The organism is Bacillus multifaciens, assembly GCF_030756675.1.
Classification (GTDB): Bacteria; Bacillota; Bacilli; order Bacillales; family Bacillaceae_G; genus Bacillus_A; species Bacillus_A multifaciens.
Map to the genome: position 1 here is coordinate 18,234 of NZ_JAVBXD010000029.1, position 21,338 is coordinate 39,571.

A 21,338-nucleotide genomic window follows, 5' to 3' on the forward strand; every position below is an offset into this window, starting at 1 on the left:
ATCAAATTATTCTTGTATTTAATATACAGAGACATGATAAAAGAAGATACAAAATGTTAAATTCAACCTACCTCATTCAATATTTGTAGGTCTGAAATAAAGTATAATCAAAAAGAGAGCGAAGGATCATGGATGTTTTGTGTTAAAATTAGAAATATATAATTATCAAAATAGAAAATTCTATTTATGAAATACCATAAAAATTTGGTCTTCTTATAACATTCCCCTTCAGCTTAAAAACAGAATATAAATGTTGATTTATTAATACTTATCTACACTCCTAAGAACAACACCATATCGCCTTATCGAAGGCATCTTCGGGAATATACACTTTATTATCTTTTACCTTATATGGAATATTATTTCTTTCAAGAATATCTGTATTAACAGAATTTACACTGTCACCCCATTGCACAAATTCACCACTGTACCCTCTTGTGTAAAAAAACACTACTAAAATAACAGAAAAACTTAAACATGAAAATACAATTCGTTTCTTACTCAAGGTTTTTTACCTCTCTATTAATTATATAGCTATATAGAATCACTAAGTATGTTACTTCTTTTCCTTATAGATGAAGTTAAAAAACGTTAGTAATAATTAGTATTCTTTATAATAAACACACACGCTCGTAATATAACTCAAACTTAGATGAAAAGGCTCCCTTCTAAACAAAGGTAAATGAAAACAAATTGAATCCCTTTTATATTTCCACTGCAACTTACCTATCTAGTTAGCAAAGATACCATAAAAAGAGCCTAACCAAACAGGCTCTTCATTATATATTTTTATTCATATTCCATAACCCAATATTTTTCTCCAGGGCCTCCCTCTTCAACAACCTTCTTCCAACCTTTGGTTTCATAGAATTTCATCGCTTTTTCATTCTCAGACACGCACTTCAATCTTAATGGTTTATTCATTTTTTCGATGGAGGCATTAAGCAACTCTCCACCAACACCCTTACCAGAATAATCAGGATGAACAAATAAATTATGTATAAAGTTTTCAGGCAAGTATAAAGAAACAAATCCAAGAATATGATTATTTTCTTCTACTAAAATAATATATTCTTCCACAGTATCCTTATCAAAATCTTCTAAAGTCATTTCTTCTATATCCGCCCAATGGAAATTTTTACGACGTGATTCTAAATATATCAGCCTTAAAGCAGGATAATCTAATTCATTTGCTATTCTAACTTTCAAATTTCCATCCTCACTTTCTATTACATAATTCATTCAACTTTTGATATTTTTCAGTTCCTTTAAAACAAAATTTTCTCGATGTATCCACCAATTTTTCTCACATTGGGTCATAACTTTTTCATTTTGATTTATCGCATCTCCAAGCTTCACCCATTGTGGTGTAAATTCTTGTTCAAGCTCATAGCCTTCTAATTTTTGAGTTGTTTTCACACCATTCACTTCACAAAAATAATAGTGTGAAGTCATTTCAAATATAGCATTTTCATCATATTCATCTATATACCTTTCAACAACCACACCCATTTTATTTTTAATTACACAGTTAAGGTAACCTGTTTCTTCAGCCACCTCTCTCATTAATCCTTCTGCATGGCTTTCATTCTTTTCAACCCCGCCCCCAGGAAATATATAATCTCCTAAGTTAGAATGAACGAGAAGAATCTTATTGTCTTGAATAATAATAGCTCTGACAGCTTCTCTGTAGTTTATTTTAACTTTATTTTCATCAATTTCTGAAATTCCTAATAATACATTCAAAATCTAAATACCTCCATCCGTTAACAATTGCCAAACATTTTTATAAAGTAACTTCAAACTCGTCCACATACACGGCACTCCCCGAAATCTTAACCTCTAAAGTATCATCCTGTTCTTTTCTCACCATTACTCTCACTCGTCCATCTTTTCCCATTTCGTGTCCCTGCTCTACTAAAAGTTCTTTTTTCTCTTTAAACTTTTCATCAATAAACGTAACGTAATATGCTCCCATAACGCCAGACGCTGTACCAGTTACCGGGTCTTCTATTGTACCAGCATATGCTGATGAAAAATGACGCGCATGCATGTGAGCATTTGAGTCGTATGTTTCTAAACAGAAAGGGTGAATCGATGCCCGAGGCATTTCTGTTAAGATAGATGGAAATAACTTGTTGTTAGGTTTCATCTTTTTAAATGACGTCAGCTTTTTCACTGGAACTAATAAAGTCCAATTCCCTGTACTTCCATATACAATTGGTAAGTTTTCTTCTAAATCATTCTCATGTAGACCGATAGAAGAAGATAATTTTTCTCTTGAACTATGAAATTTTTGAAACTGTGGGTTTGCTTGTTTCATCGTTATGTATGGTCTACTGTTGAAATCTAACTCTACTTGTATCGGTAAAACTCCTGCTTTCGTTTCAATTGTAAAGTTTCCTATCTCTTCTATTAAACCTCTAGTCTGCATTGCGTAAATGGCAGCTACAGTTCCATGACCACAAAGATCCATTTCATATCCTGGTGTAAAGAAACGAATCCTCCAATCTGCTACGCTTGATTGCATTAAAAAGGCAGTCTCGTTAAATCCTACTTTATAAGCTATATTTTGCATCTCATCATCTGTTAATTTGTCAGCATGTAAAACAACTCCTGCTGGATTTCCCTTATTTGGTTTATTGCTAAATGCATCATAATGATAAACTTTTACTGTATGCAATGGATTCATCCCTTCGTCACATAAGATTCAAGAAATTTATTACTTCAAACTTCCCATATATACTAACCCATTAGAGCGGTTGCCATTCATCGTCACATATTCTACTTTTTCATATTCTAACTGCTGAAAATTGCTTGTCCATTCTTTTACTCGTCCTCATGATGATGACGTAAAACTGCACCATCAGCTAACTCAAATACACCGTATGTATGATACTTTTCATGATATTTGGTATACCGCTCTATATGTCTTTCATCAAATATTTTATATAATAATTTCAATATTCGTTTCCACCACCTAAATTCCTGTTAAGAATAAGTAAGATATTTAATCCATTTCACTAGTTTTACTTTCTAGTCATTCATTAAAATTACATTAATTTTTTATATACTGGCTGCCTCTCTAATTTTTTCAGCTTCTACACTATTTAGAAATGTATGTTCAGCCTTAAAATTTATAACATTGGCTCCATTTTCATTAAAATATGTCATAACGCTTAATGAAGGTAGTCCTTTGTTAGGATTGTTAATTTCGAGAACTAAATCTGGAGTTTTTCCTCTCACATCAAACTCCTTATTAACATCCCATTTCTTGTTGTTAAAAATCTCATTAATTATACGAATCTTTTTATTCTCATCTGTGTTTTTAAAATGTATATCATTGTTTTCTATAGGTTTTCCAACAGATAAAATGGTACTTGAATGATTTTCATTTTTACACGCTGCTACTGCTATCACTAGACTAAATAGTAGTAATAAACGAGTAATCACCTTCATTAAACCACCGTCCTTTGGTTATATGCTGGGATATATCTTACCTTGAAGGATTATCTCTTTCGTTAAGTTTCGTCAACTATACAAAAATCGAATCCGAACTAACGACAACATTGACTTCCGATAATACTGATTCTGGGAATGAAAAGTCCCAGAATCAGTGTTATCGCTTGGCTTGTTAGTAAGAAATATCACTTATAAAAAATTATTTACACTTTCTATGTTAATTGAATATTGTATTTTTCTAATAAATCTTTGAAAGCGGGTCTTTCATTCCCATTTCGTCCAATAACATGTGTGGCAGTCACTAATGAGTTCAAAACTGCCTCTTCAGTAGCCTCACCAATAGCTCGAAATGCTAAATCTATATCTTCTTCATGAATCATTGGAACCGAAATGCAATGTGCAGTTTTTTCATGGGATATTTTTGTAGCTGTTGAAAAACCAATTACCACCTCACCACTTCCAGTTGTAATGATAGAACCAGTACGTGATAAGCCTGTTATAGTTCTTTTTATAATCCGGTTTAGCTGCCTTTCTGATACGGGAAGATCTGTTCCAACAATTATAATAATTGAACCCTTATCTTGTTCCTCACGCGACTGAAGGATAGCATCTCTCAATTCTTCTCCAACAGCTTTTCCATTCACTTTTAAATCACTCAAGATTCCAAAGTTAGACAACACTAAAACACCCATCGTATAAGTTCCATGTTCCATTCTCATTAATCTGGAGGCAGTACCAATACCACCTTTTAATGAATAACAAAGCATTCCAGTACCTGCTCCAACAGTACCTTCTTGGACTTCGGATGAGGCATTGTTTAATGCTTGAATAACATGTTCTTTAGTTATAAATCTAGCTCGAACATCGTTTAATAGCATATCGTTGCATTCACATACGATTGGATTAACAGTCCCAGTCGTTCGTCCTATTTCTGGATTATGTTCTAACATATATTCAATTAATGCATCTGCAGCTGCTCCGATACTTAATGTATTCGTTAAAATTATGGGAGATTCTAATGTACCTAACTCATTGATTTGTATGGTCCCCATAGTCTTGCCAAACCCATTAATTACATAGCTTGAGGCAATTAGTTTTTCCTTAAATATATTGCCTTGATGAGGAAGAATAGCTGTGACACCTGTTTGTATATCCTTATCACTAAGAGTTACATGCCCAACAGTAACTCCTTCAACATCTGTAATAGAGTTATAATAGCCTGTTTCTAAGCGTCCTATTTTCACACCATAATCTCTTATTCTTTTTTGACTAAACATAAATAAGCCTCCATTTTTCCAAACAAATGTGTTCAAATCAGATTATAATTGGTTCTATTTTTATGAAAAATATTCTTTAGGACAGACCCTAAAGAAACTTGTTGCTAATTCTTTCAATAAAGAAGATATATCCAAACCACAGAAAAAAATATAACTGCAAAAATAACGAAGCAACTCCTTTTATACGTTCCACACCGCTAATTCACTATATAGAAACAACGATTGAATATTTCCTTTTATTGTTATTCATCTTATAATATATAAAAATCCTCTTATTACAGGAATGATATAAACTACAATCTGTATTCATAAAAAGAACATATTTGCACCACGTGACACCATTTTAATGTATAAGCAAAAAATATAAATCATTCACCTATTCATTTTTGAAAAAATACTTTGAGGAGCAATTTCCATATGACATATAAACGTAATCGATTACTGTACGCAATGATGACCATCATTGTAATTATTTTAGGGCTAACATCAAGAAAAATAGCTCATGTGTTACCACATATTTTGAATACATGCTTAGGAGATGCACTGTGGGCATTAATGATTTTTGTTGGTTTTGGTTTTATTTTTAAAAGAGCTCATACAAAAACCGTTGCGTTACTAGCTATATCATTTTGCTATATCATTGAATTTAGCCAACTGTACCATGCTAGTTGGATTGATCATATTCGAGAAACAACTTTAGGTGGATTGATATTAGGGTATGGCTTTTTGTGGAGTGACTTATTGGCTTATGCAATAGGCATTGGAGTAGGTGTGATAAGTGAAATGTTATTTGTATGGATTCGAAAACCTAGCAATCTCATTTAAACCAATCTCTACACACACCATTCTACATCGTTAAATGAAATACTTTACTTCTGTTTTTTCAGCACACCAATTGAATAAACATTTGGAATTATAAATTGTCTTTTTGGTTCCATTAAAATAAAGTATTAATCCCTGTGTTTACCGCGTATAATGATACGTTATGCTAAGGAAAATCACAGTAAAGAATTGGAGAGAATCACGAAAAGAGGGATACAATTGGAAACATATTTTGAGGAAGCACATCGTTTCTGTTCTCGTAATAAAAACTACTTAGAAAAGGATACTATATGTGGTTGTTTTTATTGTTTAAAAATTTTCAATCCGGGAAAAATTACAGAATGGTGGGATGATGATAACACAGCAGTTTGTCCTTATTGCGGGATTGACTCTATTATAGGAGAAAGTTCTGGGTTTAAAATCACAAACAAGTTTTTAAGCGAAATGCACAAAAGATGGTTTTAGTTAAAAAATAACAGCATCAACTTCAAATAACAGGAATTTTATAAATGCAAAACCCCTTCAGATCTTCTTCTGAAAGGGCTTTTTAAAATTCCACGCTACACTAAGACGTCTTTTTCAGCCTACTACCATTTTTATCGAGACATTTATGCATGGTTATGTTCATTTCATATTCAAATAACACAAAGTTTTTATGTAAGAAAATTTATTTATCCAGTGTTTTGACTTATAACATAAAGTATCATTTCAATATAAGACTACTGTTCGTTATTCTTGTTCTTTCATATTTTTTGTACCAGAACTCCTTTTTCGATAGATAAAAAGTCAAATTCGGCCACAAAACCTTTTCCTTGTGGACTACAAGCATATATCCCACATTGAAATACTTGTCCCTCTGTATCTTCCATTAATCTAGCAATTCGTAGCTGATTCCACTCTCGTTCCATCAGTTCACTTAGTGAAAGTATTTTATCTTCTTCAACTTCCAAAAATTCGACGATATAATCTCCAGATTCCCTACGTATACGAAAATATAAATCTAATGGCCCCTGAGTATAATTTTGAGTAGACCAATCTGAGTATCCATGATTTGTAACAACTGCTCCAAGTTTACATGAGCCATTTGGTTCGTATTCAATAGATGTTTTGATCCAACAATCTTTAGAAAAGCGTACCATTAGTCCCGCTTGATCATATTGATGCACAGGATATGATCGTACTCTAGTCGTAATAATGACATCCTCATTCATTTCTGTATAAAGAAAATGCCCATTATCAACAGCAAAACCATAGTGAGTTTTTTGCCAATAATCAGTCCTCTCATTAGGTTCAATGATAAGACCAGCATTTTCCTTTTTTATGTTCCAATTCTCTGGTTGACAATACCACTTTAAATCCGAATGAATCGTATCACTTCGAAACGATTCATATAATGCTAATGAACTCATCAAATATATCCCCCTAAACTTTTCTCAATTATTACCATAATAATGATTTTATCAAATATTCCAATAAACATAAAATGTCTCCTAATTTCTTTCTTGTTCTTCTACTCATGCCCATCAACTTAAGGATGGAAATAAACTGAACTTTCGTGTAGCTGAGTTCAAGCGTTCTTAAAAATGAAAGGAAAGGAACTACGCTTCTTCTTCACGATATTTCTCCCTTTTTTCTCTCCAAGTGATATATACGATACATGAAACGGCTACAATGATTGGAATCGCGATAAAAGAACCGATGAATGGATAAGCTGCAAGACAAAGTATACAAGCTATCACAGCTAACACCTTACCCAAGACATTTGTAATCAACTTAACTCCAGCTGCTGTGCCAACAACATAAGTGGCGATTGCTAATGAGTTAGGAATAAATATTAACTGTTCTAATCCAATGTCAAAAATAAAACTTAACAATAAACCCAGTGCTGCAATCGATCCTACTAATAAAACCGCACGACTAGGGGTTGAATATTTTTCGTTAATGCGATCCAACCATGACGGTGCTAGATGTTCATGAGATAAGGAATAACCTAACCGACTCATACTCGCAATAAACGCATTGTTTGTTCCTAAACATATAATAAAAGCGAGAATTGCTGTTACCCAGGCACCATTTACCCCTGCAACTTTTTCCATAACTTGGGCTATTGCTGCATTATTCATAGCCTGATTAACAGTTTGTTCTCCCGTTGAATAGGATTCCGTACCAATCACAGCCAAAATAATACCAAAGTACAAAACACCGATTATAACAATAGCTCCCCATGTAGATCGCATAATGTTTTGTTTTCTTGGGTTTTTAAATTCTGGTGCTAAGCTGGAGATAGCTTCCCATCCAAAAAATGACCAAAAAATAAGCATTGCAGATTGACCAATTGGAATGAGGCTGTTCTTTGTAATATGGAGTGTTATACTCTCAAGGTGAATAACTGGAAAAGCTAACACTGATGTACTCAATAAAATAAAAAATGTAAGCCCGGCCAAACCTAATTGAACTTTCCCACTTGTTTGTAATCCCACATAGTTTCCGATAACCGCAATGATGAGCAATACACTTGCAATGACATAGGCAGCAAAATGTGGCAAGTTAAATGCAAAAGCTATGTAAGTCCCACCAGTTAATGAGACAATAATTTGCCCTACACTTCCTGCAATGAAAAAAAAACATCCAAAGAGAGCACCTGCATAATGCCCAAAAGCTTTGTTTGCAAAAGTCAATATTCCTCCTGGACTAGGGAAATCGATTGAAAGAAAGGCAAATGTACAGGCTAATGGAATGCTAAGAAGTATCATTATTATCCATGAAACTAATGCATTTGAACCCGCAATACCCGCTGTCATACCGGGCAATATCAAAATTCCTGATCCTAAAACAGCTCCCACATATAAGGCGATTCCTTGTGGAACTGAAATGGTTTGCTTCAATAATTGTGACAAAATCATCCTCTCCTTACTATTTATGTATAATTACATTGTAGAAGGTTATTTCCTTATTTTATATAAACTATTGAATATTTTAGACTGTTGAAACTTTATATTTTGAATAAATAACAATATAATTATTTACAATTAGGAAGAGGAGAGGATAACTTTGGATAACATTGACCGAAAAATAGTAGAACTCCTTCAGGAGGATGGCCGAATAACAATTATTCAGTTATCGAAAAAATTGAATCTTAGTCGCCCTAGTGTAAATGAGCGATTGCGGCGATTGCAAGAAAATGGGGTCATTCAAGGTTTTACAGCCCGTATTTCTCATGAGGCAATTGGAAAAGACACACTTGTAATCATTCAAATAGGAAACTTAAAAATAGAGTGCCACCGATTTGAGGAGATAATTAAAGAGGAAATGGATATTCTAGAGTGTCATAGGGTGACAGGAACAAATAGTTATTTTATGAAGGTGGCAGTTGCCTCAATGAAAGATGTAACAGCCCTCGTAGATCGACTTATTCCTTTCGGACAATTAAACACATCTGTAGTACTTTCATCACCTATTATGTATCGCCCTTTGCTCCCTGTTCATGATTATTAAGTTTCACTTAAATTGGAAGTTATCACTCTATAAATTCAGGTTTTTGTTATTGAACGAATGATTAACAAGTTAAGAAATGTATTTCTCCTCAAAACGAAAAAAACAGTTGATATTTTTTAACCAATATTCTACAACTATCCTGCTCCATTAGTTCAATAAAAAGGATGAAATGAAATTCCTTCGCCACTTAAATAAGTTATTTCAGTTCATCTTTTTTATAAACAGTACGACTTTCTTACAAACCGTGCATCTTTGTTTCAAACCGACAATGTAAGCATTTAAGTATTCAAAATGATCCCCATAATGAATAAACCATGCCACCAACAAAAAATGCTAAACCTAAAGAAAAAACAATCAAAGCGAGTATTCCATTTTTATTATTTTCCATAAAATTGTCTCCTTGTAATTTTATATTTGTTTCATTTTTTATACTAAAAAAACCTTTAGTCGTAATTATGGCTAAAGGGTATTATCATCATACTTCTCAGTTTATAAAAGTTTATATTCTTCCTGTTTTCACTGCTCTAGCCCAATCTAAGCGACCGTTTATTTCACTTTTGTTAATTGCTCCATCTCGATTATAAGGAATATGTAATTGCTCTATCATCCAATCATTTTCTTGTTTTGTAACAATTGTATAATTAGCAAATGGTGAACCTGATTCCATTTTATGATAGATTGGTAATTCATCTTCATAAGCTGGTAGCCCAACACTTCCTGGATTAATAATTATTTTATCATTTGGAAGATAAATGACTCTTGGTATATGTGTATGCGCACAAAAAATAAGCCTTTGTGGAATACCACTTACTAATTTCATAATATCTTCTGTCTTTTTAAGCACTGATCCACTAGAGTTCATTTCCTCTAACAAATATACTTCATCACTTGTCGGTGTTCCATGACAAAAATAAAAATCATCTGTTTGTAAGAAATTAGGTAAATTAGAAATCCACGTTTTATGCTCATCCTCTAATAAATTCTGTACATATTGAACCGTTAAATTAGACGTATTAGGCTCTAATAAAATTCGATCGCAATTCCCTTTAATACTTTGAATATTTTGGTTCATTAAAAGATCATAGGTTTCCAGTGGAAATAAAGGACCATATAAGCTATCCCCTAAATTATAAATAGATTGAATCCCTCGGTTATTAATATCTGTTAGCACAGCTTGTAAGGCATCTTTATTTCCATGAATGTCAGCCATTATAGCAATTTTCATACCAATTACCCCTTCAGAATTTATAGTTTCACTTTTATTTCATCATAAATATGAAAAGAATTCCGCCCTTAATTTATATGAAATAAATATTCATACCTCAAGATTCAGTTCAAATCCCAAAGGCACCAGTTAGCAGCTACAATAACGTCTTTCTCATTAAATTTGAACTGTGCTGCTAATGGTTTTCGACTTGAACAGAAGGCTGGATTGATTGGATCGATGCGGCGAGGATTTAGAATCAGCTTATTGTTTTGAAAGTGGACTGCTTGTGTCGCTGTTCCTTTTGTGCCTTTTATAAGTGATACACGATCCGGATTATACAGAAATCCTACACGAATATTTCCTCCAGGCTCACCACCATCTGCTTTGTCTTCTGGTGCAATATCAGTATAAGTGTAATTAGGTCCACCTAGAGACTTAATTTTAGTAATCAATACTGCTGCACTCTTGTTTGCATCAGTCGTGCCGCTGTCTGTTGGTCCATCATTATCTTGTACTTCCATCAGGCCGATAATGTCTGGCTGTTTCATGTTCTTTACAATTGCTTCTGCTAGTCTTGTGACTTTTGCATCATCCGTTTGAGTTGAAAAATTTTCTATATTATAAGAAGCAATAGGGAATGAATTAGTGAAATGCTAGCTATATACCAATAAATAATGGAGCATATAAAAAATAAAATTAAAGTAATAATTATCTTTTTTCTTTTCCTATTCATTTTGTGTACTCCTTGATAAATTATAAATATATTTGTTAATTAAATTTGAAATATATCAATTATATTATCCTTTCCTTCCAATATATTCAATTATAATTTGTGATCTGCTGTGGTTCTTGGGACGATGAATATAGCCATTTTGAAAGATATATAAAATTCTTTCCTTTAAGACTCCTTTTCTAGAAAATGAATCAATTATTGGTTTGGAATAAAGTTTGATTAGAGTGATGCTGCAAACGTTGATTTTAATAGAACAAAGATTGAGCAAAGCAAACTTTTAACTTAATGCATGAAATACACCTGTTTTTCATAAAAAAATAACCTCTTACGGATATCACATCCGAAGAGGTTATTTTTTAATTAAACTTTATTTCAAATCTACATATTTAGCACTTAGTTTCACAGACAATACTATGCATTAGCATATTGAATAAAATCTATCATTTTCTCCTCTATTTCAGAAACAAATTCTGTACGTGTACTGAGATAAAATTGATTATTACTAGATAGATGTACACGTATAAGGTTTGCTGATCGCAATATCATCAGGTGATGATGGAGGTTCCCTTTAGCTCCGCCTATATAATTTAATATATCCGTAAATTTATATTTATTTCTTGAAAGGAGCTGAAGTATATCTAAACGTTTTTGATCTGCAAGGGCTTTTGAAATGTTAAATATTTTTTTTCTTGATTCTTCAAAACTTACAGGATACCACACAAACATTTTTTCTTTAAAAATACTAAAAGTATGGAGCGGACAAAAGTGAAGAGAAGGAATTAGAACAACGTGCTTAATTGTTGGAATTTCTATTTTAAGGCCAGTCGCAAACTCTTCTACCAACTCTTCTGGTGAATATGTTTCGGCTTTTTCACTAAATTTTGAAGCCTCATTAGTTATTTTTTTCTCTATATTCTCAAATTTAAAGTACTGGTTATACCACTCTGATAGGAAATAAAAATAATTTTTTTTTTGATTTTCTAGATTAAGTAAAAGATGAGAATCTTCTTTTTTTAGGTGTGATGCTAGTAATTCATACAATGTGGTTATTGATACTTTCTGGAACCAATCTAAAAATGAATGAATATCATCTTTTTGAGGACACCCTTCAATTATTAAGCATAGCACATCCCCAAAAGATACATCTTCAAATTGTTCAAGTTTACTTTTATAATGGTCAGTTAGTTTAGCATTAACATTTTCAATCCAACTAGTACCTTTATACAAATATTTTAGATTTTTCCTTCTTTTATATAATAAAAAACTTAAAAGTAATTCATAAACTATTGAATCATCCACTGTTACACGATATGACATTACTTACCTCCCTCTCCTATTAGGATATTAATTATAGAATATCAAAATATGCAACATTCGAACAAGAATAATTATTCTAAATTTATTTTCGTTTTTATATTTTTCTGATAATATTGAACTTGTAATTTAGTTCTTAATTTTAAGAACTAATGCGATAATACTATTGGAGGTTGTATTTATGAATCAAATTCCTCATAAGTCTACACGCTGGGACTTACAAAGATTATATCCAAATGAATGTGATCAAACTTTATCTAATGAATTAAACGAAATTAAAATTTTAATTCATTATTTAAAAGAACAGACTTATTCAAAATTTAACAGTGAAAGTTTCATTGATAAAAAAATGCTACAGAGCTTCTCCGATGTCCGCAGCAGACTTGAAAAAGCAGAATACTATTGTTACTGTCTTACTTCTGAATCAAAAGATCATTCTATTCCTACTTCATTGCATAACAAAATAACTTCCCTCAAAGATGAAGCTCATTCTTTATTGTCAGATTGGCAAAAATATATAAGCAAACTTCCTGCTGAAACCCAAAAGAAATGGTATAGCCTTCCTTTTGTGCAACCCTTTATTCCTGATTTATCTACTAACATTTATACTGGTATTGAAGAACAAATTATAAATTTTACAAGAAATGAATTGAATCATTGGAAAGATATGTACACTCAGCTTAAAAATAAATTAGAGATTGAATTTATTGATGATGATAATAAAAAAGTAATTTTTTTAGTGAAGTGAATGATTTAGCTATGAATCATGATGACCCTATCAAAAGAATGCAAGCGTTTGAGCTTCTAACAAGTAAATTAGATAAGGAAAAGAATCTTTTTGGTGCCGTTTTTAATAACTTTGCACGATTACGGTTGTCTCAAAACTCTGTCCTACAAAAAGATGATATATTATCAGATTCTCTTCATTTGAATGGAATTTCTCAAAAATCACTCTTTACAATGTGGGAGACAATAGATAAGAATTTTAAAAATTTAACTCGTTTTCTAGACTTTAAAAAGAATAATGCGGAAAAGTTAACATGGCATCAATTAATGACTTCTCAACAAAATAAACAAGGAAAAATGTCTTTTTCAAAAGCTGTAGAAGAAATATTCAATTCATTAGAAATGATCGATGATGAAATGGCTCACTTTGCACTTCATGTAATAACAGATGGTTGGGTAGATGCAGAACCAAGAACGAATAAACCTCCTGGAGGTTTTTGTGCGCCCTTTCTAAGTGAGGGAGAATCTAGAATTTCTTTACGATACGACGGAACGATAGAGAGTGTAAGAATACTAGCACATGAGATAGGACATGCATGGCATTTTAAGCAGTTAAAAGATGCTCCCTCTCTTTCTTTTTTAGAAGAACATTTTCCAATGAGTATCGCAGAGTGTTCATCTATTTTATTTGAATTAATTTTTGTTGATCATTTAATTACCGTTACGAGTGATTTGGAAATTAAACAATCTTTACTTAACTATAAAATACAAAGTAGCCTAAATTATTTAATGGCAGTTCGAGGATCATTTATATTTGAACAACTTTTCTATGAAAAAAGTAAAGATGGTCCATTAAGTTCTATTCAAATAGAGGAGTTATCAATCGAATCTCAGAAAAGAGCCTATGGTGATAGCTTAGAACAGTATCAACCTTTTGTTTGGATAAAATATGGGCATTTTTATGAACCTAACATTCCTTTTTATAATTATCCTTATACTTTTGGCTATCTATTAAGTTTAGGTCTGTTAGCCATTGCAAAACAGGATGGTAGTGAATTTAATTCGAAATATAAAAGGTTCTTAAGTGAAACTGGAAAAAGGCCAGTTGAAGAATTAGTATACTATTACTTTAATATTGATCTTTCTAATCCAAAATTTTGGCAGCAATCTATTAATCAAATTATTAAGAATATAGAAGAATATATTCATCTTTCAGATAGTTAATTTAATCCAGTTCATTTCAAAGGCAGAATAATTTTTTTTGTGCCCAAGATAGTAAATTTTCAAGTTCCATAAACGGTCGTTTATGGAACTTGATTTATTTCTACTCAAATAGTGCAAAATACTATTCAAATCTAAAAACCCCTAGGACCTTTGCTAAATTGTTTTTTTGTCTTCCTTTGTTTTTAAATATAAGTAAAATCCATAATCAGTCATAACGGAAGCGTATTCCCATTCTTAAACCCTCACATACTAACAAATCAAATTCTGTTTTATGTAGTACTCCCCTCATAGATATTTTTCTCATTTTAACTTATTTTCACTATTTTTCCCAATAACAACATTGATTCTTCCTCATTTGGAATGTGAAGCAAATTATTTTTAATAAAATCTCCCGCAGTTGGATCGTTATTTCCCCTTATATCTCTCGCTCTCTACTTATCTCCTACTTACAATCCCAAAAATAAATTTGAATTCATTACGGTTCTTTTTTATTTTCTTAAAACCTTCTTTTGTATCTATAATGAAACAAGTTTTCCTTACCCAACATCTCATATATGCCGATTCAAAATGAATTGGCTTCACAATACCACGCTGCTCCGTCTCAGTTCCGTCATCATATTCTATTTCTGTCCTAACAAGCCACTTATTTCCGATTCCAAATTCAACATATTTCAATTGTAATTCTCCTTATCAAAATACTTATCAGTTTCCACGTTAACATAATTATATTATGTTAACTTCTGTTTCTTATATTGATTTTCTCTTTTGGCCATACTATTTGTTCTATGAATGGAATATAGAATCCTTCTTTTATTGCTCATTAACAAACCATAGTCATTCCATTTGGGACACTGACTATCATCAAAACTAGTAAAGCATTGTCATAAGAAGCATTTTATGAAAAGATATAAATGACCGAAAATACAGAATAATCATTTTTAAAAGTTAACTTCAAATATTTTAAGGAGGTAAAAATTATGCAGCACTCTATCACTGAAGACATACTAAAAGACCTTGAAAATAAAGGAATTATTGAACCTTTCGGCTACTATAAAAGCCTAAACGGCGGAAGCAGCAGTACTGTTGGCTCTATTACATATGACGATACTCCCTTATTATGTAGTGAAAATGAACAAGCCTAATGTCTTACAAGCTGAATCACTGTTTTTGAATCGCTTCCAAGACCAGCATTTATTTCCACAACTCATGTATATGGATCCTAATGACAACTACATAGTTTATAAATATATGACTGGTTCAACTAATAATCGCAAAAGTGATAAACGTACTGTACTAACTTTCCTTTCATCACATATAATAAACTCTTATCATCCAATGTGTGATGCAAGCAAATGGGGATGGGTAGATAAGCCAGAATCAACATGGGGATTATTCCTACATACTCGCATTACCGAAGCTTACAAAACCATTCAATCCCATTTAAATACTGAAGATCATCAACTCATTCGGAACATCGTAACGAATCAGCTGAAAAGAAATAAGAATGATACGCCTTACCTAATACACGGGGATTTTGGTTTTCATAATTTCCTTTTTAGCGATGAACAATTAGTTGGCGTGATCGATCCTACTCCAATTGCAGGCTCTCCCATTTACGATCTTGTATACGCGTTTTGTTCAACGCCAAACGATTTAGAGTTGCATGTTATCCAACCAGCTGTTTCCCTTCTAAACAATGGTCAGCCTCAAAATGAAATAGATTTATATGAAGAAATATTACTAGGTTTATATTGTCGCATCGCTACTTCCATTCGACATCATCCAGAGGATTTACCACAGTACATTGTAGCGTGGAATAGATGGAAGGTTGATATTGATTTGAAATAAAGTCAGATATTAATTGAACGTGCATTTACTGTAAATAGAAGGAATCCATTTTGAAAAAAGGTTCAAAATGGATTCCTTATTAAAGCATCTGACATTTTAGAATACGCTATCTTCAAATGCTTCCTTAATTTGTACTTTGTTGATGACATTGTTTACACAAAATTTCTTTTGCATGTTTTACTAATACTTTATCTAACACCCCAACTGGCATTAACGATTTAGTTGGTAGATTCAACCGAGCAACAAATTCTTCTCCTTCAATAATTTCCTTAGAACAAATATAACAAACTAGCTTTTTTTCTTTAAAAAATGACAACAATTATATCACTACCTTCTACTCATCTTCTAACTCCTGTACTTGCTTCACTCTTAATTTATACACATAAACAATTGGTATAAAACCACAAATAAATATAATAGTTCCTATTAATAAACCATCTCCCCAGCCAAAGTTGGGTGTAATTGAAGTAAGATAAGCAAAAACTGCCGCAATAACAGTTAATACGACCATGCCAATAACAAATGATTTCTTAGGATCTTTTATTTCTTTTTCATGTTCTACGCCAATACTCATCGATAAATAGCCAGCTACAACAGCGGTTAACATAAATACCATCCAAAGGGGATTCTCACACATTCTCTCCATCCCTCCTTGAATGAAGTCGTAGCCAAGAATACATAAAACCCCGATTGTTTGGACGATATATGCAATTTTAATATTTTGTAAATTCCTTAAAATGAGTCTTTCATCTGTAATTTTTTTCATTCAAAATCCTCCTGATCCACCCAAAATATTTCATCTAATTTTGCATTTACGGCATAGCAAATTTGTAAACAAAGCTTTAATGACGGATTATATTTCCCTTTTTCAATCAGACTAACCGTTTGTCTTGTAATACCGACCGCATCAGCAAGCTGTTGTTGTGTCAAATCTGCTTTTACACGAGCAACCTTTACATGATTTTTCATTTAACACCCTCCACTTAAAATGTAATATATATATTCCTTTATGTAAAGTATAAATTACATCAAAATAACAGTTCCTCTGTATCTCAAGGTAGGAGGAACCATTATTTTGAAAGGTATCTTCAATTTATAAAATCCCTTTAAAAAACAAGAAATAATTTTTAATAAACATTATAGAACGAAAAAATATTATCCACGGATACAACATTACCTATTCACAGCCTATTTTTATTAAAAATCTAATAAAGAAACCATTCGCTCAATCCCTACCACCTGAATTAATAACGGCAAGCGTGGACCAGCTGAACTATTCAAAACAAGCTTATATACCATATTAAATAATAACTTTTGATTGGCTCTCATGATTTTCTTATCCTCGTCATGACAAATTGCATATATTCTCTCCATTAATTGATCTATCTGCCTATTATTACGGAGTATGTCACAAAATTCCTTTAACCACTTTTTCTGAATCACATCTAATGCTTCATAGTATTCGATATCTTTCTTTTCGTTTATACGAATCATTTTTTGCGGATGCCAATTTTTAATCCAATATTCTACTCGATCACTTATTTTCTTGACTTCTGTTACGGTATATACCTCATCTGTTTTACTAAGCACATCTTGTAATGCCTGCACATGAAAGTTTACTAATGGTAAGACACCTGCTACTTGGTTAAATTTCGGAAATGCTTCATTTCCATCGTTAACTTTTGATAATTTAAGTGAAAGACATATATCTTTATCTTGTATCGTTCCATTTCGGTAATTCTCTCGAAACCTTTCATATTCAGAATAATTTCTAATCACATCTTCATCTAGACCGATGTTAAAAGATGCATTTGGTTTATACTTAGAAAACATAAAGAGGATGATTTCAGGTGAATATATGTTTAGTAGTTCATTTGGCGTTATAATATTTCCAGCTGAGCTAGACATTTTTTTATGATCACCTTTTATTCCTATAAACTCATAAGCCACGTAGTTAGGTGCTTCATAGTTAAAAATCCTCCTAGCGATTTCTTTTGATACGTTATAACTTCCTGTTTCTGATGAGTGATCTCTTCCTCCTGGTTCGAAAATGACATCTTCAACCATCCATCTCATAGGCCAATCTATTTTCCAATTCAATTTCATATTATTTGCTCTCATCACCGATAATATAGAATGGTTTCCACAACTACAAACATATTCAATCGTTTTATTTTTTTCATCAAATTTTTTTATCTCTGTATGGTCTTTTCCGCAATTCTCACAATATAGTGCAATTGGGTAGAAAGCATTTTTCTCTTCTTCTGAGATATCGCTCGTTTTAAATTTCATGACTATGTCATATATTTCTTTTCTTTGTTGTAGTGCATGAAGAATGTGCCTATTATATCTACCAGCTCTATACTCCTTACTTTGATATAGAAACTCCACTTCAATTCCAAAGACTGCTAGAGACTTTTCAAATTCTTTTTCAAAGTGTTCTGCATACGACGCATGACACCCGAAAGGATCTGGAATATCTGAATACGGCAAACCAATATATTTTTCAAAAGATGGATCAACGTTTTTAGGAACTTTTCTAAAACGATCATAATCGTCCCATGAGAAAATAAAACGTGTTTTCTTCCCTAAGTCTTGCAGTGCCTTTACTACAAAATGCGTTGTTACAATCTCCCTGAAGTTCCCTATATGAACTGATCCCGAAGGACTAATTCCTGACGCACACACAAAAGTATCTTTATTTGGATATTTATTAATTAATTCGCCTGCTATTTTATATGCCCAGTGCATATACTATCACCTCTTCATAAAATCATTTCAATTCACTTTTACCTTTTTCCAAAATAAAAAAACTCCCACCCCCAAGATTATAAATCTTGAGGACGAGAGTTGTGCTCATCGTGGTACCACCTCAGTTTATTGATATGTCGCCATACCAACCTCTTCGGGTACGGCAATTTGCGTATACCCTATCTCTATAACGGGAGAACCCGTCGCATTATCCCTAATCAACTTAGTTCCATACGAAGCTCCAAGTCTTTTTTCATTAAGAACGCTACCTCTCCTTCTCAGCTACCGGAGTTCTCTGTTACATAACATTTCTTAATTACTCTTCTCTTCATCGCTGTTAATATTTTCAATTTCTTAATTGCATTAATAATAATCAGAATAATGATTATTGTCAATTATTTTTGGTTATTATTTATAGCAGGTTGTATCGTTATACCAGTGACGTACTTAAGTTGAATAACAAAACACATACCAAATCTTGACAAAACGGAAATTATTTAATAAGCTTACATTAATACTAAACGTTTAGTATTAAATGTTTTCTATTTTGACGGAGGGATAATGATGACAAGATTAATGGTACTTGGTTTATTAATGCAGTATGGTCCTATGTCTGGCTACGAATTACAGCAAGCAATGCAATCTGCGCAAACGGATACGTGGGCAGGTGTATTTCCTGCTTCTATTTACCACGCTTTGAAGAAAATGGACAAAGAAGGATTAGTCGAACTAGATACTGTTGAAAAAACAGGAAATCGTTCCAAAGCAATATATAGTATCACACCAGCTGGAAAAGATGAATTTCACAAGCTAATGATTGAATCTTTCCAGCAATCTTCGGTAAGTTTTCCAACTCAGCTATATACAGCACTAACCTTTTTCACAGCTGATGCAGTTTCTATCGAGAAAATTACAGTTTCTTTGCAGGAACAAAAAAAAGGGATTGTAGACATGTACGAAAATATGAAAGCAGGACAATCGATTAAAGAGAAAATGATCGACGTTCCTGAACATGTAACTCTTATATTTGAAAATATTTATGAACAATGTGAGATGCAGCTTCGTTTTATCGAAAAGCTAGAAAAGAAGTTATCTATATTAGAAGAAAAGACCAGAGAGGAGGAAAAATGATGCAACCCAAAATAAAAATGTCTCGAATACAAAAAGCTGCTTTATGGGTTGTAGCAGTCGCTGTCTTTACTGACATGCTTATTTATGGAATCATCGTGCCTATCTTACCAAACTACGCAAAAACACTTGGGGCCACGCAAGCTGAAATTGGCTTTTTATTCGGCAGCTATGCAATTACATTACTACTCGCTACCCCAATTTTAGGGGTGATCTCCGATAAAGTAGGAAGAAGACTCCCAATGATTCTAGGTTTATTTGGATTAGCAGCTGCAACTTTGTTATTTGGATTCGCGAACAGTTTTTGGTTATTGGTTGTAGCACGAATGCTTCAAGGTATATCTGCCGCTGCAACATGGACAGCTGGGTTAGCTCTTCTTGCAGATGTATTCCCTCTAAAAGAACGCGGGAAAGCAATGGGCATCGCTCTATCCGGCCAAGCAATTGGGATGCTATTAGGTCCAACTATTGGTGGTTTTCTTTACCAATGGGGTGGCTATCACTTACCATTTATATTCGCAGCAGTAATCGCACTTATTGATGGTATATTACGAATCACATTACTTCACGATGAACCGAAACAAGATTCTGAGCAACGCATTTCTTATCGTTCCATCTTAAAGATGCACTCCTTATTTATGATTATTGGAATTATTATTATTGGATCGGCTTTGCCTAGCGCTTTAGAGCCCACTCTTCCTTTATATTTACATAATGTTTTACACCTAAGTTCCGGAACAATTGGCCTTTTATTTGCTGTTCCCACTCTCGCTTATGGATTTACTGCTCCAGTAATTGGAACACTTTCAAATAAGCTTGGCAGAAATCAAACAATGATTATTGGACTTATTATTGCCGCTATATGCTTTCCATTCACAACACTCGTTCCTAATATTATCTTTGAAATAGTTGTTCTTGCTGTGCTAGGAATTAGCTTTAGTTTCTTATTAGCACCTGCTCTGCCAGAACTGACATACCTCGCGGACAAAAATGGAATTCGTGCATATGGCACACTCTTTGCTATCTATAATACAGCATACTCAATTGGTATGTTCTGCGGTCCGACGTTAAGTGGCGGTCTATCCGATTTATTTGGATTAACAAATACATTGTACACCTTTAGTCTTATTCTTCTATGTTATCTTGGACTGTTTTTTGGGAAAATAAAAAAACAAACGTGACTATCCTATAACGTATTTTTAAAAAAGTATCCAAGATTTTACCTTTTTCTTCTTTGTTAATTCCAATATATTTAAGTGTAATTTGGCATGTACTATGATTCAGTGCTTCATCTTTAGTTTGCTTATAGGGGTCCTGCCATATTGCCATCGAGCTAAAAGAACGAGTTACC

Annotated in this window: 25 protein-coding genes, 3 pseudogenes and 1 other annotated feature; of the genes and pseudogenes, 10 read left to right on the top strand and 18 right to left on the bottom strand. The window is 32.7% G+C overall.

Going from position 1 to position 21,338, the window contains the following annotated elements; genetic code table 11:
• Nucleotides 1-280 precede the first annotated feature (280 nt).
• From Q9306_RS17195 to Q9306_RS17220, 6 genes are all read right to left on the bottom strand, one after another.
• Nucleotides 281-460, bottom strand: a complete 180-nt coding sequence (locus Q9306_RS17195) for a hypothetical protein (RefSeq protein ID WP_371932398.1) — start codon at nucleotides 458-460, stop codon at nucleotides 281-283.
• Between the two features lie 329 nt (nucleotides 461-789).
• Nucleotides 790-1,242 (bottom strand): GNAT family N-acetyltransferase, encoded by a 453-nt coding sequence (locus tag Q9306_RS17200; protein ID WP_371932396.1) that lies wholly within the window; start codon nucleotides 1,240-1,242, stop codon nucleotides 790-792.
• The gene (locus Q9306_RS17205) at nucleotides 1,243-1,746 is read right to left on the bottom strand and encodes an NUDIX hydrolase (protein ID WP_306200665.1); all 504 of its coding nucleotides are present in this window, start codon (nucleotides 1,744-1,746) and stop codon (nucleotides 1,243-1,245) included. It lies immediately after the preceding gene.
• A 40-nt stretch (nucleotides 1,747-1,786) separates the two neighbouring features.
• Nucleotides 1,787-2,683: a PhzF family phenazine biosynthesis protein gene (locus tag Q9306_RS17210; protein WP_306200667.1), complete on the bottom strand. Its 897-nt coding sequence runs from the start codon at nucleotides 2,681-2,683 to the stop codon at nucleotides 1,787-1,789.
• Between the two features lie 146 nt (nucleotides 2,684-2,829).
• Nucleotides 2,830-2,964, bottom strand: a complete 135-nt coding sequence (locus Q9306_RS17215) for a hypothetical protein (protein ID WP_306200669.1) — start codon at nucleotides 2,962-2,964, stop codon at nucleotides 2,830-2,832.
• A 102-nt stretch (nucleotides 2,965-3,066) separates the two neighbouring features.
• Entirely contained in the window at nucleotides 3,067-3,459 is a 393-nt protein-coding gene (locus Q9306_RS17220; protein ID WP_306200671.1) for a hypothetical protein, read from the bottom strand.
• Between the two features lie 25 nt (nucleotides 3,460-3,484).
• Between Q9306_RS17220 and Q9306_RS17225 the strand changes: the two are divergent.
• A pseudogene (locus tag Q9306_RS17225) lies at nucleotides 3,485-3,583 on the top strand (cobalamin biosynthesis protein CbiX); the annotation flags it as partial.
• Nucleotides 3,584-3,674: 91 nt separating this feature from the next.
• On the opposite strand, the gene Q9306_RS17230 reads toward Q9306_RS17225, so the two are convergent.
• Nucleotides 3,675-4,739: a DmpA family aminopeptidase gene (locus tag Q9306_RS17230; protein WP_306200673.1), complete on the bottom strand. Its 1,065-nt coding sequence runs from the start codon at nucleotides 4,737-4,739 to the stop codon at nucleotides 3,675-3,677.
• 417 nt (nucleotides 4,740-5,156) lie between these two features.
• Here Q9306_RS17230 and Q9306_RS17235 point away from each other — a divergent pair, with 417 nt between their 5' ends.
• Nucleotides 5,157-5,564, top strand: a complete 408-nt coding sequence (locus tag Q9306_RS17235; RefSeq protein ID WP_306200675.1) for a ribosomal maturation YjgA family protein — start codon at nucleotides 5,157-5,159, stop codon at nucleotides 5,562-5,564.
• Between the two features lie 216 nt (nucleotides 5,565-5,780).
• Complete coding sequence (locus Q9306_RS17240; protein WP_306200677.1) at nucleotides 5,781-6,026, top strand: cytoplasmic protein; 246 nt, start codon at nucleotides 5,781-5,783, stop codon at nucleotides 6,024-6,026.
• A 278-nt stretch (nucleotides 6,027-6,304) separates the two neighbouring features.
• Here the strand turns inward: Q9306_RS17240 and Q9306_RS17245 are convergent, their stop codons facing one another.
• Complete coding sequence (locus Q9306_RS17245; RefSeq protein WP_306200679.1) at nucleotides 6,305-6,970, bottom strand: DUF1349 domain-containing protein; 666 nt, start codon at nucleotides 6,968-6,970, stop codon at nucleotides 6,305-6,307.
• A 189-nt stretch (nucleotides 6,971-7,159) separates the two neighbouring features.
• The gene (locus Q9306_RS17250) at nucleotides 7,160-8,458 is read right to left on the bottom strand and encodes an APC family permease (RefSeq protein ID WP_306200681.1); all 1,299 of its coding nucleotides are present in this window, start codon (nucleotides 8,456-8,458) and stop codon (nucleotides 7,160-7,162) included.
• A 154-nt stretch (nucleotides 8,459-8,612) separates the two neighbouring features.
• Here Q9306_RS17250 and Q9306_RS17255 point away from each other — a divergent pair, with 154 nt between their 5' ends.
• Entirely contained in the window at nucleotides 8,613-9,056 is a 444-nt protein-coding gene (locus tag Q9306_RS17255) for an Lrp/AsnC family transcriptional regulator (protein ID WP_306200683.1), read from the top strand.
• A 499-nt stretch (nucleotides 9,057-9,555) separates the two neighbouring features.
• Here Q9306_RS17255 and Q9306_RS17260 read toward each other — a convergent pair whose 3' ends face one another.
• The 3 genes and pseudogenes from Q9306_RS17260 to Q9306_RS17270 all read right to left on the bottom strand — a co-directional run bounded on the left by Q9306_RS17260 (nucleotide 9,556) and on the right by Q9306_RS17270 (nucleotide 12,313).
• Nucleotides 9,556-10,281 carry a metallophosphoesterase family protein gene (locus tag Q9306_RS17260; RefSeq protein WP_306200685.1) on the bottom strand — a complete coding sequence of 242 codons (726 nt, stop codon included), beginning with the start codon at nucleotides 10,279-10,281 and terminating at the stop codon, nucleotides 9,556-9,558.
• Between the two features lie 128 nt (nucleotides 10,282-10,409).
• Nucleotides 10,410-10,895, bottom strand: a pseudogene (locus Q9306_RS17265) (endonuclease/exonuclease/phosphatase family protein); the annotation flags it as partial.
• Nucleotides 10,896-11,407: 512 nt separating this feature from the next.
• Nucleotides 11,408-12,313, bottom strand: a complete 906-nt coding sequence (locus tag Q9306_RS17270) for a winged helix-turn-helix domain-containing protein (RefSeq protein ID WP_306200687.1) — start codon at nucleotides 12,311-12,313, stop codon at nucleotides 11,408-11,410.
• Nucleotides 12,314-12,491: 178 nt separating this feature from the next.
• Between Q9306_RS17270 and Q9306_RS17275 the strand changes: the two genes are divergently transcribed.
• Together Q9306_RS17275 and Q9306_RS17280 are read left to right on the top strand one after the other, a co-directional pair.
• A complete protein-coding gene (locus Q9306_RS17275; protein WP_306200689.1) occupies nucleotides 12,492-13,058 on the top strand; it encodes a gluzincin family metallopeptidase in 567 nt (188 codons plus the stop codon).
• A gap of 11 nt (nucleotides 13,059-13,069) precedes the next feature.
• Entirely contained in the window at nucleotides 13,070-14,260 is a 1,191-nt protein-coding gene (locus Q9306_RS17280) for a M3 family metallopeptidase (RefSeq protein ID WP_306200691.1), read from the top strand.
• Between the two features lie 435 nt (nucleotides 14,261-14,695).
• Here the strand turns inward: Q9306_RS17280 and Q9306_RS17285 are convergent, their stop codons facing one another.
• Entirely contained in the window at nucleotides 14,696-14,935 is a 240-nt protein-coding gene (locus Q9306_RS17285; protein ID WP_306200694.1) for a DUF3977 family protein, read from the bottom strand.
• 302 nt (nucleotides 14,936-15,237) lie between these two features.
• On the opposite strand from Q9306_RS17285, the gene Q9306_RS17290 reads away from it, so the two are divergent.
• Together Q9306_RS17290 and Q9306_RS17295 are read left to right on the top strand one after the other, a co-directional pair.
• Nucleotides 15,238-15,402, top strand: coding sequence for a hypothetical protein (locus Q9306_RS17290; RefSeq protein ID WP_306200696.1), 165 nt, complete (start codon nucleotides 15,238-15,240; stop codon nucleotides 15,400-15,402).
• The gene (locus Q9306_RS17295; RefSeq protein WP_306200698.1) at nucleotides 15,389-16,108 is read left to right on the top strand and encodes a phosphotransferase; all 720 of its coding nucleotides are present in this window, start codon (nucleotides 15,389-15,391) and stop codon (nucleotides 16,106-16,108) included. The genes Q9306_RS17290 and Q9306_RS17295 overlap by 14 nt, the downstream gene beginning before the upstream one ends.
• A 124-nt stretch (nucleotides 16,109-16,232) precedes the next feature.
• On the opposite strand, the gene Q9306_RS17300 is transcribed toward Q9306_RS17295, so the two are convergent.
• From Q9306_RS17300 to lysS, 4 genes are all read right to left on the bottom strand, one after another.
• Nucleotides 16,233-16,427, bottom strand: a complete 195-nt coding sequence (locus Q9306_RS17300; RefSeq protein ID WP_306200700.1) for a hypothetical protein — start codon at nucleotides 16,425-16,427, stop codon at nucleotides 16,233-16,235.
• A gap of 15 nt (nucleotides 16,428-16,442) precedes the next feature.
• The gene (locus Q9306_RS17305) at nucleotides 16,443-16,874 is read right to left on the bottom strand and encodes a hypothetical protein (protein WP_306200702.1); all 432 of its coding nucleotides are present in this window, start codon (nucleotides 16,872-16,874) and stop codon (nucleotides 16,443-16,445) included.
• On the bottom strand, nucleotides 16,871-17,077 hold the full coding sequence (locus Q9306_RS17310) for a helix-turn-helix transcriptional regulator (RefSeq protein WP_306200704.1): 207 nt from the start codon (nucleotides 17,075-17,077) through the stop codon (nucleotides 16,871-16,873). Before Q9306_RS17310 ends, Q9306_RS17305 begins: the two co-directional genes overlap by 4 nt.
• A 228-nt stretch (nucleotides 17,078-17,305) precedes the next feature.
• Nucleotides 17,306-18,859, bottom strand: coding sequence for a lysine--tRNA ligase (gene lysS / locus Q9306_RS17315; RefSeq protein WP_306200705.1), 1,554 nt, complete (start codon nucleotides 18,857-18,859; stop codon nucleotides 17,306-17,308).
• Between the two features lie 85 nt (nucleotides 18,860-18,944).
• Nucleotides 18,945-19,200 (bottom strand) — a binding site (T-box leader).
• Nucleotides 19,201-19,423: 223 nt separating this feature from the next.
• On the opposite strand from lysS, the gene Q9306_RS17320 reads away from it, so the two are divergent.
• Both Q9306_RS17320 and Q9306_RS17325 read left to right on the top strand, forming a co-directional pair.
• A complete protein-coding gene (locus Q9306_RS17320; RefSeq protein WP_306200707.1) occupies nucleotides 19,424-19,990 on the top strand; it encodes a PadR family transcriptional regulator in 567 nt (188 codons plus the stop codon).
• Entirely contained in the window at nucleotides 19,990-21,168 is a 1,179-nt protein-coding gene (locus tag Q9306_RS17325; RefSeq protein ID WP_306200709.1) for an MFS transporter, read from the top strand. Before Q9306_RS17320 ends, Q9306_RS17325 begins: the two co-directional genes overlap by 1 nt.
• 22 nt (nucleotides 21,169-21,190) lie before the next feature.
• Here the strand turns inward: Q9306_RS17325 and Q9306_RS17330 are convergent.
• A pseudogene (locus tag Q9306_RS17330) lies at nucleotides 21,191-21,295 on the bottom strand (tyrosine-type recombinase/integrase); the annotation flags it as partial.
• Nucleotides 21,296-21,338: the final 43 nt, after the last annotated feature.

Bases quoted from the DNA above. Each gene is read 5' to 3' on its own strand.
- Q9306_RS17200 (WP_371932396.1), bottom strand. From the start codon at position 1,242: ATGAATTATGTAATAGAAAGTGAGGATGGAAATTTGAAAGTTAGAATA.
- Q9306_RS17220 (WP_306200671.1), bottom strand. From the start codon at position 3,459: ATGAAGGTGATTACTCGTTTATTACTACTATTTAGTCTAGTGATAGCA.
- Q9306_RS17230 (WP_306200673.1), bottom strand. From the start codon at position 4,739: ATGTTTAGTCAAAAAAGAATAAGAGATTATGGTGTGAAAATAGGACGC.
- Q9306_RS17235 (WP_306200675.1), top strand. From the start codon at position 5,157: ATGACATATAAACGTAATCGATTACTGTACGCAATGATGACCATCATT.
- Q9306_RS17245 (WP_306200679.1), bottom strand. From the start codon at position 6,970: ATGAGTTCATTAGCATTATATGAATCGTTTCGAAGTGATACGATTCAT.
- Q9306_RS17260 (WP_306200685.1), bottom strand. From the start codon at position 10,281: ATGAAAATTGCTATAATGGCTGACATTCATGGAAATAAAGATGCCTTA.
- Q9306_RS17270 (WP_306200687.1), bottom strand. From the start codon at position 12,313: ATGTCATATCGTGTAACAGTGGATGATTCAATAGTTTATGAATTACTT.
- Q9306_RS17275 (WP_306200689.1), top strand. From the start codon at position 12,492: ATGAATCAAATTCCTCATAAGTCTACACGCTGGGACTTACAAAGATTA.
- Q9306_RS17280 (WP_306200691.1), top strand. From the start codon at position 13,070: ATGAATCATGATGACCCTATCAAAAGAATGCAAGCGTTTGAGCTTCTA.
- Q9306_RS17290 (WP_306200696.1), top strand. From the start codon at position 15,238: ATGCAGCACTCTATCACTGAAGACATACTAAAAGACCTTGAAAATAAA.
- Q9306_RS17295 (WP_306200698.1), top strand. From the start codon at position 15,389: ATGAACAAGCCTAATGTCTTACAAGCTGAATCACTGTTTTTGAATCGC.
- Q9306_RS17305 (WP_306200702.1), bottom strand. From the start codon at position 16,874: ATGAAAAAAATTACAGATGAAAGACTCATTTTAAGGAATTTACAAAAT.
- Q9306_RS17310 (WP_306200704.1), bottom strand. From the start codon at position 17,077: ATGAAAAATCATGTAAAGGTTGCTCGTGTAAAAGCAGATTTGACACAA.
- lysS (WP_306200705.1), bottom strand. From the start codon at position 18,859: ATGCACTGGGCATATAAAATAGCAGGCGAATTAATTAATAAATATCCA.
- Q9306_RS17320 (WP_306200707.1), top strand. From the start codon at position 19,424: ATGACAAGATTAATGGTACTTGGTTTATTAATGCAGTATGGTCCTATG.
- Q9306_RS17325 (WP_306200709.1), top strand. From the start codon at position 19,990: ATGCAACCCAAAATAAAAATGTCTCGAATACAAAAAGCTGCTTTATGG.